Below are 12,943 nucleotides of genomic sequence, written 5' to 3'. Positions count from 1 at the left end.
GGCCGCACCCCGCCCGGACACCGCCGGACGGAGTCCGGCGCAGCGGCGCGAAGCCGGGGAGGCCCGCCAGGGCCGCACCGTGTGAGCGGCGCGTCGAAAAGGTGCCCGGCGCAGCGGCGCGAAGCCGGGGAGGCCATCCAGGGCCGAGCCGTGCGAGCGGCGCGTCGAAAGGTAGAGTCGCCGCCCGTGATCGAAACCCTTGTCTGGATTGCCCTCGGCCTCGGCCTCGTCGGGGTGTACCTCAGTTGGACCGCCGGGCGCCTCGACCGGCTGCACTCCCGGATGGACGCCGCCCGGGCCGCCCTCGACGCGCAGCTCGTGCGCCGGGCCTCCGTGGTGGTGGAGGTCGCGACCTCCGGGGTGCTGGACCCCGCCTCCTCCCTCGTCCTGTACGAGGCCGGGCACGCCGCCCGCCAAGCGGAGGAGGAGCACCGCGAGGTCGCCGAGAGCGAGCTCAGCCAGGCGCTGCGCGCCGTCTTCGCCGATGCGGAACAGGTCGACGCGCTCAAGGCGGCCCCGGGAGGGGCGCAGGCCGCCGAGGAGCTCGCGGCGGCGGTGCGCAGGGTGCCGATGGCACGCCGGTTCCTCAACGACGCCGTACGCGCGGCCCGGGCATTGCGCCGGCACCGCAAGGTCCGCTGGTTCCGGCTGGCGGGCCACGCGCCCTTCCCGCTGGCCTTCGAGATGGACGACGAGCCTCCGGTGGATCTGGCCGAACGGCCGTAACTTGTACCCAATGGCCAAATCGCAAGGAGCCACCGGCTGCACATTGGCCCTTGCCGTGGACTGGTCGAGGAGGTTTCCTCGGTCGAGTACCACCAGGTCGCCAGCAGCGATCACCAGTAGCGCCTGAATCTTCCTTTCGAGTGAGGTCAATCCGTGAGCACGCTTCCCTCCACCACGCAGTCCGCCGAGTCGGCGATCGGCACCTCCCGCGTCAAGCGCGGCATGGCCGAGCAGCTCAAGGGCGGCGTGATCATGGATGTGGTCAACGCCGAGCAGGCGAAGATCGCCGAGGACGCCGGCGCCGTGGCCGTCATGGCCCTGGAGCGGGTTCCCGCCGACATCCGCAAGGACGGCGGCGTCGCCCGGATGTCCGACCCGAACATGATCGAAGAGATCATCGAGGCCGTCTCCATCCCGGTCATGGCGAAGTCCCGCATCGGCCACTTCGTCGAGGCCCAGGTCCTCCAGTCCCTCGGCGTCGACTACATCGACGAGTCCGAGGTCCTGACCCCGGCCGACGAGGTCAACCACGCCGACAAGTGGGCGTTCACCACCCCCTTCGTCTGTGGCGCCACCAACCTGGGCGAGGCCCTGCGCCGCATCGCCGAGGGCGCGGCCATGATCCGCTCGAAGGGCGAGGCCGGCACCGGCAACGTGGTCGAGGCCGTCCGCCACCTGCGCCAGATCAAGAACGAGATCGCCCGCCTGCGCGGCTACGACAACAACGAGCTGTTCGCCGCCGCCAAGGAGCTGCGCGCCCCGTACGAGCTGGTCAAGGAAGTCGCCGAGCTCGGCAAGCTCCCGGTCGTACTGTTCTCCGCCGGTGGCGTCGCCACCCCCGCCGACGCCGCGCTGATGCGCCAGCTCGGTGCCGAGGGCGTCTTCGTCGGCTCCGGCATCTTCAAGTCGGGCGACCCGGCCAAGCGCGCCGCCGCCATCGTGAAGGCCACCACCTTCTACGACGACCCGAAGATCATCGCGGACGCCTCCCGCAACCTGGGCGAGGCCATGGTCGGCATCAACTGCGACACCCTCCCCGAGTCCGAGCGCTACGCCAACCGCGGCTGGTAGTCATCACCATGACCACCCCCGTGATTGGTGTCCTGGCACTCCAGGGCGACGTACGGGAGCACCTGATCGCCCTGGCCTCGGCTGACGCCGTGGCCAGGCCGGTCCGGCGTCCCGAGGAGCTCGCCGAGGTCGACGCCCTGGTGATCCCCGGCGGCGAGTCCACGACCATGTCGAAGCTCGCCGTGCTGTTCGGCATGCTGGAGCCGCTGCGCGAGCGCGTACGGGCCGGGATGCCGGTCTACGGCACCTGCGCCGGCATGATCATGCTCGCCGACAAGCTCCTGGACGGCCGTGAGGACCAGGAGACCCTGGGTGGCATCGACATGATCGTGCGCCGCAACGCCTTCGGCCGGCAGAACGAGTCCTTCGAGGCGCAGGTCGACTTCGCCGGCATCGAGGGCGGCCCCGTCGAGGGCGTCTTCATCCGGGCCCCCTGGGTCGAGTCCGTCGGCGGAGCCGCCGAGGTGCTCGCCACGTACGACGGCCACACCGTCGCCGTACGCCAGGGCAATGTCCTCGCCACCTCGTTCCACCCGGAGCTCACGGGCGACGACCGGGTCCACGCGTACTTCGTCGACATGGTGCGCGCGGGGCTGTAACGGCGTCCCGGTAGGATCTGAGGCGAACATTGTTGGTGACGCGAAGGAGACAGGCAGATGTCCGGCCACTCTAAATGGGCTACGACGAAGCACAAGAAGGCCGTGGTTGACGCCAAGCGCGGCAAGCTCTTCGCGAAGCTGATCAAGAACATCGAGGTCGCGGCCCGTATGGGCGGCGCCGACATCGATGGCAACCCGACCCTCTTCGACGCCATCCAGAAGGCGAAGAAGAGCTCGGTCCCGAACAAGAACATCGACTCCGCGGTCAAGCGCGGCGGCGGCCTCGAGGCCGGCGGCGCCGACTACGAGACGATCATGTACGAAGGCTACGGCCCGAACGGCGTCGCGGTGCTCATCGAGTGCCTCACCGACAACCGCAACCGTGCCGCGTCCGACGTACGGGTCGCCATGACCCGCAACGGCGGTTCGATGGCCGACCCCGGCTCGGTCTCGTACCTGTTCAACCGCAAGGGCGTCGTCCTGCTGCCCAAGGGCGAGCTGTCCGAGGACGACGTGCTGGAGACGGTGCTCGAGGCGGGCGCGGAAGAGGTCAACGACCTCGGCGACCAGTTCGAGATCATCAGCGAGGCCACCGACATGGTCGGCGTCCGCACCGCGCTGCAGCAGGCGGGCATCGACTACGACTCGGCCGACTCCAACTTCCTGCCGACCATGCAGGTCGAGCTGGACGAAGAGGGCGCGCGCAAGATCTTCAAGCTGATCGACGCGCTGGAGGACAGCGACGACGTGCAGAACGTCTTCGCCAACTTCGACGTCTCGGACGAGGTCATGGAGAAGGTCGACGCCTGATCCGGGTGCCGACCGCTCACAGCGTCGCAGCGGGCCGACGGGGACACACCCCGTCGGCCCGCTGCGTTGTCATAGGCAGCCGTTAGTCTGGCGACCGCAACCATCAATTGATCAGCCACGACGGCGAGGCACCACCTCCGCGAGAGCGGCGGCGGTTTAGCCGCAAAGGGGGGAGGCGGGGTGCGCGTACTCGGTGTTGACCCGGGCCTGACCCGATGCGGTGTCGGCGTGGTCGAGGGGGTGGCGGGCCGTCCCCTGACGATGCTGGGCGTGGGGGTCGTACGGACGCCCGCGGACGCCGAGTTGGGCCACCGGCTCGTCGCGATCGAGCAGGGCATCGAGGAATGGATCGACGAGCACCGGCCCGAAGTCGTGGCTGTGGAGCGGGTGTTCAGCCAGCACAACGTCAGCACCGTGATGGGCACGGCCCAGGCCAGCGCTGTCGCCATGCTGTGCGCGGCGCGCCGCGGCATACCGGTCGCGCTGCACACCCCGAGCGAGGTCAAGGCCGCCGTCACCGGCAGCGGTCGCGCCGACAAGGCGCAGGTCGGTGCCATGGTCACCCGGCTGCTGCGGCTGTCCGCCCCTCCCAAGCCCGCCGACGCCGCGGACGCCCTCGCCCTCGCCATCTGCCACATCTGGCGCGCCCCCGCGCAGAACCGCCTCCAGCAGGCCGTCAACCGGCATGCCAGCGCCCTGAAAGGCCGCACTACATGATCGCCTTCGTCAGCGGCACGGTCGCCGCGCTCGCCCCCACCCTGGCCGTCATCGAGGTCGGGGGAGTGGGCATGGCCGTGCACTGCACGCCGAACACCATCGCGGGCCTGCGGACCGGCGAGCCGGCCCGGCTGGCGACCTCGCTGGTCGTACGGGAGGACTCGCTGACGCTGTACGGCTTCGCCGACGACGACGAGCGCCAGGTCTTCGAGCTCCTGCAGACGGCGAGCGGGGTCGGCCCGAAGCTCGCGCAGGCGATGCTCGGGGTGCACAGCCCGGACGCGCTGCGCGTCGCCGTCTCCGTGGGGGACGAGAAGGCGCTGATGGCCGTCTCCGGCATCGGCAAGAAGGGCGCGCAGAAGCTGCTGCTGGACCTGAAGGACAAGCTGGGCGCTCCGCTGGGGTCGAGCGGGATGGTCGGCGCGCAGCGTGCGGTGGCCTCCGGCCCGGCGCCGTGGTCGGAGCAGCTGTCCGCCGCGCTGATCGGCCTCGGCTACGCGCCCCGGGACGCGGACGACGCGGTCTCGGCCGTCACGCCCCAGGCTGAGGCCGCGATCGCCTCGGGCGGTTCTGCCCCGGTTCCGCAGCTCCTGCGGGCGGCCCTGCAGTCCCTGAACCGAGCCCGGTGACGTCCGTGCGGCGCCGTTGCCGGGGGCCAGCCCCCGGACCCCCGCTCCTCAAACGCCGGAGGGGCTGAAATGGCCCTGCGGGCAATCCAGCTCGCCAAGGCGAACGACGTGCCCCGTGCACGTCCAGGCTGACGCCGGCCAAATCCAGCCCCGCCGGCGTTTGAGGCGCGGGGTCCGGGGCGGAGCCCCGGGATACGGCCCGCGCACAGACCACCGCAGCACCCCGAGAAGGCAGACTGACACCGTGAACTGGGATGACGAGAGCGACGACCGGATCGTCGCAGCCGCGGCGGACGGCGAGGACACCGCCGTCGAGGCGGCCCTGCGGCCCAAGGACCTCGGTGAGTTCGTCGGGCAGGAGAAGGTCCGCCAGCAGCTGGACCTGGTCCTGAAGGCGGCCCGCCAGCGCGGCGCCACCGCCGATCACGTGCTGCTGTCGGGCGCCCCGGGCCTGGGGAAGACTACCCTGTCCATGATCATCGCGGCCGAGATGGGCGCGCCCATCCGGATCACCTCCGGCCCCGCCATCCAGCACGCGGGCGACCTCGCCGCCATCCTCTCCTCCCTCCAGGAGGGTGAGGTCCTCTTCCTCGACGAGATCCACCGCATGTCCCGGCCCGCCGAGGAAATGCTCTACATGGCCATGGAGGACTTCCGCGTCGACGTGATCGTGGGGAAGGGTCCGGGGGCCACCGCCATTCCGCTGGAGCTGCCCCCGTTCACCCTCGTCGGGGCCACGACCAGGGCCGGTCTGCTCCCGCCCCCGCTGCGCGACCGCTTCGGCTTCACGGGCCACATGGAGTTCTACGCCCCGGAGGAGCTGGAGCGCGTCATCCACCGTTCCGCGCGGCTCCTCGACGTGGAGATCGACACCGCCGGCGCCGCCGAGATCGCCGGCCGCTCGCGCGGAACCCCCCGTATCGCCAACCGGCTGCTGCGCCGCGTCCGCGACTACGCCCAGGTCAGGGCCGACGGCGTGATCAACCGCACGGTCGCCGGCACCGCCCTGAAGGTCTACGAGGTCGACGAGCGCGGGCTCGACCGGCTGGACCGGGCCGTCCTGGAGGCGCTCCTGAAGCTCTTCGGCGGGGGCCCCGTGGGCCTGTCGACGCTCGCCGTCGCCGTCGGTGAGGAGCGGGAGACCGTGGAGGAGGTCGCGGAGCCCTTCCTCGTACGGGAGGGGCTTCTGGCCAGGACCCCGCGGGGGCGGGTCGCGACCCCGGCCGCATGGGCTCACCTGGGACTTGTTCCGCCACAGCAGGGCGGGAACGGATCAAGCGGACAACAGGGCCTCTTCGGGACCTGACGGCGCGGAGGTTCGACCCCTCAGGAACTGCGGTGACATGCTGGGCGTTGTTCCATCGGTGCGGACTCGCCTAGACTCCGCCGATGCCGACCCTTACGGTCGGCGTACCCACCCCCCGTACAAAGGCCGTGCGCTCGTGCGGTCGATACGAAGGACCTGCGTCCCTTGGATATCTTCTCCCTCCTCCCGTTCGTGCTGATCATCGGCGCGATGTTCCTGCTGACCCGTAGCCAGAAGAAGAAGCAGCAGCAGGCCGTGCAGATGCGCGAGCAGCTGACCCCCGGCACCGGCGTCCGCACCATCGGTGGCATGTACGCCACGGTGAAGGAGGTCGGCGAGGACACCGTCACGCTCGAGGTGGCCCCCGGCGTCCACGCGATCTACGCGAAGAACTCCATCGGTGCCGTGCTGGAGGACGAGGAGTACAACCGCATCGTCCACGGCATCACCGATGATCTGACGATCGACACGCCGGTCGTCCCGGACGACGCGTCCTCCCTGACCGGGGACGAGGCCCCCAAGCTCGACCTGGGCAAGAAGGACGAGCCCAAGGCCGACGAGCCCAAGGCCGACGAGGCCAAGGGCGACGAGCCGAAGGACGGCAAGACCGACGGCGAGGCCGGCGCGAAGTAGCGCTGGGCCGGGGACCGTGCGGGGCGCCTGATCGGCAGCCCCGTCGGCCCCCGCCAGTGACCCTTCTGCGGGGGGCAGGGGTCCCCACACACATTTCGGTGGCCGTCCACGCGCTGACCCGGCGCGGGACGGTTGGACAGGGAGATACGACAAGGTGGCAGCACCGAAGAAGGGCCGGCGGCCCACGGGGGCTCAGGGGAGGCCGGGGCGTGCCCTGGCCATCATCCTGATCGCGATGGTGGCGCTCACCGCGGGGATGTTCCTCACGAAGCAGACGACGCCGCGCCTCGGCATCGACCTCGCCGGCGGTACGAGCATCACGCTCAAGGCCAAGAGCGAGCCCGGCAAGCCGGACGCGATCAACGAGACCAACATGAACACGGCGGTCGGCATCATCGAGCGCCGTGTCAACGGTCTCGGTGTGTCGGAGGCCGAGGTCCAGACCCAGGGCCGCGACCACATCATCGTGAACATCCCCAAGGGGACGAACGACCAGCAGGCGCGCGACCAGGTCGGTACCACCGCCCAGCTGTACTTCCGCCCCGTGCTCGCCACGGCGGACGGTGCCCCGGTAGCCCCCGAGGCCAACGCGAGCGGCTCCCCGAGCGCCGCCCCGAGCGGCTCCGGCAGCCCGTCTGCCAGTGCGCCCACCCCGTCGTCCAGCGCCACTTCCCAGGGCCGTGCGGTCAGTGAGGCCCTCAAGGCCCCGAACGCCCCCTCTCCCTCGCCCTCGGCGAGCGAGTCGAAGAAGGCAGACGACAAGGCCACGCCGTCCACGTCGCCGTCCGCGCCGTCCGCCGAGCAGGCCGCTGCCGCGGACCTGCAGGCGAAGTTCGCCGCGCTGGACTGCAGCGACGAGGCGCAGCGCACCGCCGTCAAGCAGAACGTCAAGCCCGAGGACCCGACGCTCGCCTGCGGCAAGCGCGGCGACGCCTGGGCCAAGTGGGTGCTCGGCCCGGCCCAGGTCAACGGCCAGGACGTGAAGGACGCCAAGGGCATCATCGACCCGCAGCGCGGCATGTGGATCGTCACGATGCAGTTCACCGACAAGGGCGCCGACAAGTTCGCCAAGATCACCGGTGAGCTCGCGGCCAAGCAGCCCCCGCAGAACCAGTTCGCCATCGTGCTCGACGGCGAGGTCATCTCCGACCCGTCCGTCAGCCAGGCGCTGACCGGCGGCAACGCCGAGATCTCCGGCGGCTTCACCCAGCAGTCCGCGCAGGACCTGGGCAACATGCTCTCGTACGGCGCCCTGCCGCTGTCCTTCCAGGAGGACAGCGTCACCACCGTCACCGCCGCGCTCGGCGGCGAGCAGCTGAAGGCCGGCCTCATCGCCGGCGCCATCGGCCTCGCCCTCGTGGTGATCTACCTGCTGGCGTACTACCGGGGCCTGGCGTTCGTCGCCATCATCAGCCTCATGGTCTCCGGCATCCTGACCTACACGATCATGGTGCTGCTCGGCAAGGGCATCGGCTTCGCCCTGAACCTGCCGGCCGTCTGTGGTGCGATCGTCGCGATCGGCATCACCGCCGACTCGTTCATCGTGTACTTCGAACGCATCCGGGACGAGATCCGCGAGGGCCGCACCCTGCGTCCGGCCGTCGAGCGCGCCTGGCCGCGCGCCCGTCGCACCATCCTGGTCTCCGACTTCGTGTCGTTCCTGGCCGCCGCGGTGCTGTTCATCGTCACCGTCGGCAAGGTGCAGGGCTTCGCCTTCACCCTGGGCCTGACCACCCTGCTCGACGTGGTCGTGGTGTTCCTCTTCACCAAGCCCGTCATGACGCTGCTGGCCCGTACGGACTTCTTCGCCAGCGGTCACCCGTGGTCCGGGCTGGACCCGAAGCGACTGGGCGCGAAGCCGCCGCTGCGACGCTCGCGTCGTACCGGCTCCGACGCGGCCGCCGCGACCGTCTCCGTTCCCGTCGACGCAAAGGAGGCGTGAGAGATGTCGAAGCTCGGAGATCTCGGCGCCAAGCTGTACCGAGGTGAGGTCGGCTACGACTTCGTCGGCAAGCGCTTCGTCTGGTACGGCGTTTCCATCCTGATCACCATCACGGCGATCGTGGCCGTGGCCGTCTCGGGCCTGAACATGGGCATCGAGTTCAAGGGCGGTGCCGTCTTCACCACCCCGAAGACCTCCGTCTCGGAGGCCCAGGCCCGAGAGGACGCGGAAGAGGCCTCCGGCCACGCCGCGATCGTCCAGAAGCTCGGCACCGGCGGCCTGCGCATCCAGATCTCGGAACTGGGCACCGATGCCGCGGCCGAGGTGAAGGCCAAGCTCGCCACCGACCTCAAGGTCGACGCGGCTCAGATCAACGCGGACCTGGTCGGCCCCAGCTGGGGCGAGCAGATCGCCAACAAGGCCTGGACCGGCCTCGGCGTCTTCATGGTCCTCGTGGTGATTTACCTGGCCATCGCCTTCGAGTGGCGGATGGCGGTCGCGGCGCTCATCGCGCTGATCCACGACCTCACGATCACGGTCGGCGTGTACGCGCTGGTCGGCTTCGAGGTCACCCCGGGTACGGTCATCGGTCTGCTGACCATCCTCGGTTACTCCCTCTACGACACCGTCGTCGTCTTCGACGGTCTCAAGGAGGGCTCGAAGGACATCACCAAGCAGTCCCGCTGGACGTACAGCGAGATCGCCAACCGCAGCATCAACGGCACCCTGGTCCGCTCGATCAACACCACCGTCGTGGCACTGCTCCCGGTCGGAGCGCTGCTCTTCATCGGTGGCGGCATCCTCGACGCCGGCATGCTGAACGACATCTCGCTGTCGCTGTTCGTCGGCCTCGCGGCCGGCGCCTACTCGTCGATCTTCATCGCGACCCCGCTGGTCGTGGACCTGAAGGAGCGCGAGCCGGCGATGAAGGCCCTGAAGAAGCGGGTGCTCGCGAAGCGGGCGTCGGCCGAGGCCAGGGGCGAATCGCCCGAGGACGCCGGGACCGACGGCGCGCCCGAGGTAGTGGCGCAGGGCCGGTCGGGACGCCGCCGGTGACCGCGGAGCTGCCCTCCGGTGTACGGGACCTGCTGCTCAGCCGGATCACGGACGTGGCGGACTACCCGAAGCCGGGTGTGATGTTCAAGGACATCACCCCGCTGCTGGCCGACCCGAAGGCGTTCGGCGCCCTCACGGACGCGCTGGTGGCCCTGGCCGGGCAGTACGGAGCGACGAAGATCGTCGGGCTGGAGGCGCGGGGATTCATCCTGGCGGCTCCGGTGGCCGTGCAGGCGGGCATCGGCTTCGTGCCGGTCCGCAAGGCCGGGAAGCTGCCCGGGGCGACGCTCCTGCAGTCCTACGACCTGGAGTACGGGTCGGCGGAGATCGAGATCCACGCGGAGGCGCTGTGCGCCGACGACCGGGTCATGGTCATCGACGACGTGCTGGCCACCGGTGGCACCGCCGCCGCCTCGCTGGAGCTGATCCGGCGGGCCGGGGCGCAGGTCGCCGGGGTCGCGGTCCTGATGGAGCTGTCGTTCCTGCCGGGCCGTGAGCGGCTGGTGGCGACGCTGGGCGATGCTCCGCTGGATGCGCTGATCGTGGTCTGACCACACTGTTCTACGAAGCGGGCGTGCACCGGGACATCCCGGAGCGCGCCCGCTTCGGCGTGTGCGGGCCGCTGCGCGGGGCGAAGTCCCCTACCCGCCCTTCCTCCATTCCCCAGACTCCGTCCGGGGGGACCCCCAGCTGGGGCTCCGCCCCAGACCCCGGTCCTCAAACGCCGGACGGGCTGATTCGCGCAGGCTCGGGGAACGGGGTGGCGGAACCCTCGCTACGATGGGTTATCCGGACCGGACACGGGCACCGGATCCGCTGAGGGAGCGCTCTTGCCAGACGAGGTCCAGCCAATCTCCGCCGCGCAGCCCGATCCGCAGGCCGAGCCGGCCGCGGCGGGCCCCGCCACGCCGCCGGCCGCCCCGGTACCGCCGGCCCCGGCGCCCGCGCCCCCGGTCAAGCCCGCGTCCGCGAAGTCGGCCGGGTCCTCCAATCGGGTGCGCGCCCGGCTGGCCCGCCTCGGCGTCCAGCGTTCCAACCCGTACAACCCGGTCCTGGAACCGCTGCTCCGCATAGTCCGCAGCAACGATCCGAAGATCGAGACGGCCACGCTGCGCCAGATCGAGCAGGCCTACCAGGTCGCCGAGCGCTGGCACCGCGGCCAGAAGCGCAAGAGCGGCGACCCGTACATCACCCACCCGCTCGCGGTGACCACGATCCTCGCCGAGCTGGGCATGGACCCGGCCACGCTGATGGCGGGGCTGCTCCACGACACCGTGGAGGACACCGAGTACGGGCTGGAGGACCTGCGGCGCGACTTCGGCGACGCGGTGACCCTGCTCGTCGACGGAGTCACCAAGCTCGACCGCGTCAAGTTCGGCGAGGCCGCGCAGGCCGAGACCGTCCGCAAGATGGTCGTGGCCATGGCCAAGGACCCCCGGGTCCTGGTCATCAAGCTCGCCGACCGGCTGCACAACATGCGCACCATGCGCTATCTCAAGCGGGAGAAGCAGGAGAAGAAGGCCCGCGAGACCCTTGAGATCTACGCCCCGCTGGCGCACCGGCTGGGCATGAACACCATCAAGTGGGAGCTGGAGGACCTCGCCTTCGCGATCCTCTACCCCAAGATGTACGACGAGATCGTGCGGCTGGTGGCCGAAAGGGCACCCAAGCGCGACGAGTACCTCACCGTCGTCACCGACGAGGTGCAGGCCGACCTCCGGGCCGCCCGCATCAAGGCCACCGTCACCGGGCGCCCCAAGCACTACTACAGCGTCTACCAGAAGATGATCGTGCGCGGCCGCGACTTCGCCGAGATCTACGACCTGGTCGGCATCCGGGTCCTCGTCGACACCGTCCGGGACTGCTACGCCGCCCTCGGCACCGTGCACGCGCGATGGAACCCGGTCCCCGGCCGGTTCAAGGACTACATCGCGATGCCGAAGTTCAACATGTACCAGTCGCTCCACACGACGGTCATCGGACCCAGCGGCAAGCCCGTCGAGCTCCAGATCCGCACCTTCGACATGCACCGCCGCGCCGAGTACGGCATCGCCGCGCACTGGAAGTACAAGCAGCAGACCGTCGCCGGCACCTCGAAGGTACGGACCGACGTGCCGCAGGCGGCCAAGGGCAGCGCCGGCCACGACACCGTCAACGACATGGCGTGGCTGCGCCAGCTGCTGGACTGGCAGAAGGAGACCGAGGACCCGAGCGAGTTCCTCGACTCGCTGCGCTTCGACCTCTCGCGCAACGAGGTCTTCGTCTTCACGCCCAAGGGCGATGTCATCGCTCTGCCGGCCGGAGCCACGCCCGTCGACTTCGCGTACGCCGTCCACACCGAGGTCGGCCACCGGACCATAGGAGCGCGGGTCAACGGGCGGCTCGTACCGCTCGAATCGACCCTCGACAACGGCGACCTGGTCGAGGTCTTCACCTCCAAGGCCGAGGGCGCCGGCCCGTCCCGCGACTGGCTGGGCTTCGTCAAGTCCCCCCGCGCCCGCAACAAGATCCGCGCCTGGTTCTCCAAGGAGCGCCGCGACGAGGCGATCGAACACGGCAAGGACGCCATCGCGCGGGCCATGCGCAAGCAGAACCTGCCGATCCAGCGCATCCTGACCGGGGACTCCCTCGTCACCCTCGCGCACGAGATGCGCTACCCCGACATCTCCTCGCTCTACGCGGCGATCGGCGAAGGCCACGTCACCGCGCAGAACGTCGTCCAGAAGCTGGTCCAGGCCCTCGGCGGCGAGGACGCGGCCAACGAGGACATCGAGGACAGCATCCCGCCGGCCCGCGGCCGCAGCACGCGCCGCGGGAACGCCGACCCCGGCGTGGTGGTCAAGGGCGTCGAGGACGTGTGGGTCAAGCTGGCCCGCTGCTGCACCCCGGTGCCGGGCGACCCCATCATCGGGTTCGTCACCCGGGGCAGCGGCGTATCGGTTCACCGTGCCGACTGCGTCAACGTGGACTCCCTCTCACAGCAGCCCGAGCGGATGCTGGAGGTCGAGTGGGCGCCCACCCAGTCCTCCGTCTTCCTGGTCGCCATCCAGGTCGAGGCACTGGACCGGTCCCGGCTGCTGTCGGACGTCACCCGGGTCCTGTCGGACCAGCACGTGAACATCCTGTCCGCGGCCGTCCAGACCTCCCGCGACCGGGTGGCCACCTCCCGGTTCACCTTCGAGATGGGCGACCCGAAGCACCTGGGCCACGTCCTGAAGGCCGTACGGGGCGTCGAAGGCGTCTACGACGTCTACCGCGTGACCTCGGCCCGCAGGCCCTAGCCCGCAGGCCCTGGCGCCGCACACGTGAAAGGGCCCCGGTACGCAGCTTGGGTTCTAGGAGTCGTTGCAACACCCCAGTTCAAGGGGTGGCATGGGCTTCGAGATCCGCGAGGACCGGCAGCCGCAGGGACGTAAGAAGCTCGCTCGTGAGCGGGCGGCATACTCCCGGCTCA

Annotated in this window: 12 protein-coding genes; all 12 read left to right on the top strand. The window is 70.2% G+C overall.

Going from position 1 to position 12,943, the window contains the following annotated elements; translation table 11 throughout:
* The first annotated feature begins 186 nt into the window (after window positions 1-186).
* The 12 genes from AC061S_RS16740 (at window position 187) to AC061S_RS16685 (ending at window position 12,770) form a co-directional block, all read left to right on the top strand.
* Window positions 187-726, top strand: coding sequence for a LemA family protein (locus AC061S_RS16740; protein ID WP_478686745.1), 540 nt, complete (start codon window positions 187-189; stop codon window positions 724-726).
* 153 nt (window positions 727-879) lie between these two features.
* Window positions 880-1,797 carry a pyridoxal 5'-phosphate synthase lyase subunit PdxS gene (gene pdxS, locus AC061S_RS16735; protein ID WP_478686744.1) on the top strand — a complete coding sequence of 306 codons (918 nt, stop codon included), beginning with the start codon at window positions 880-882 and terminating at the stop codon, window positions 1,795-1,797.
* Window positions 1,798-1,805: 8 nt separating this feature from the next.
* Complete coding sequence (pdxT, locus tag AC061S_RS16730) at window positions 1,806-2,396, top strand: pyridoxal 5'-phosphate synthase glutaminase subunit PdxT (RefSeq protein WP_250744713.1); 591 nt, start codon at window positions 1,806-1,808, stop codon at window positions 2,394-2,396.
* 57 nt (window positions 2,397-2,453) lie between these two features.
* On the top strand, window positions 2,454-3,206 hold the full coding sequence (locus tag AC061S_RS16725; protein ID WP_330295445.1) for a YebC/PmpR family DNA-binding transcriptional regulator: 753 nt from the start codon (window positions 2,454-2,456) through the stop codon (window positions 3,204-3,206).
* A gap of 180 nt (window positions 3,207-3,386) precedes the next feature.
* On the top strand, window positions 3,387-3,923 hold the full coding sequence (gene ruvC, locus AC061S_RS16720) for a crossover junction endodeoxyribonuclease RuvC (RefSeq protein WP_478686743.1): 537 nt from the start codon (window positions 3,387-3,389) through the stop codon (window positions 3,921-3,923).
* Window positions 3,920-4,552, top strand: coding sequence for a Holliday junction branch migration protein RuvA (gene ruvA / locus AC061S_RS16715; RefSeq protein ID WP_478686742.1), 633 nt, complete (start codon window positions 3,920-3,922; stop codon window positions 4,550-4,552). Before ruvC ends, ruvA begins: the two co-directional genes overlap by 4 nt.
* Before the next feature lie 244 nt (window positions 4,553-4,796).
* A complete protein-coding gene (gene ruvB / locus AC061S_RS16710; protein ID WP_478686741.1) occupies window positions 4,797-5,858 on the top strand; it encodes a Holliday junction branch migration DNA helicase RuvB in 1,062 nt (353 codons plus the stop codon).
* 165 nt (window positions 5,859-6,023) lie between these two features.
* The gene (gene yajC / locus AC061S_RS16705; RefSeq protein ID WP_478686740.1) at window positions 6,024-6,491 is read left to right on the top strand and encodes a preprotein translocase subunit YajC; all 468 of its coding nucleotides are present in this window, start codon (window positions 6,024-6,026) and stop codon (window positions 6,489-6,491) included.
* 154 nt (window positions 6,492-6,645) lie between these two features.
* Window positions 6,646-8,433, top strand: a complete 1,788-nt coding sequence (gene secD, locus AC061S_RS16700; protein WP_478686739.1) for a protein translocase subunit SecD — start codon at window positions 6,646-6,648, stop codon at window positions 8,431-8,433.
* Between the two features lie 3 nt (window positions 8,434-8,436).
* Window positions 8,437-9,489, top strand: coding sequence for a protein translocase subunit SecF (gene secF / locus AC061S_RS16695; protein WP_478686738.1), 1,053 nt, complete (start codon window positions 8,437-8,439; stop codon window positions 9,487-9,489).
* Window positions 9,486-10,040 (top strand): adenine phosphoribosyltransferase, encoded by a 555-nt coding sequence (locus AC061S_RS16690; RefSeq protein WP_478686737.1) that lies wholly within the window; start codon window positions 9,486-9,488, stop codon window positions 10,038-10,040. Before secF ends, AC061S_RS16690 begins: the two co-directional genes overlap by 4 nt.
* Window positions 10,041-10,319: 279 nt before the next feature.
* On the top strand, window positions 10,320-12,770 hold the full coding sequence (locus AC061S_RS16685) for a RelA/SpoT family protein (protein ID WP_478686736.1): 2,451 nt from the start codon (window positions 10,320-10,322) through the stop codon (window positions 12,768-12,770).
* Window positions 12,771-12,943: the final 173 nt, after the last annotated feature.

The sequence above is a fragment of the Streptomyces sp. CA189 genome (assembly GCF_056428985.1).
Note: the sequence above shows the minus strand (reverse complement) of the source record. Positions and strands in the feature narration are given on the sequence as shown.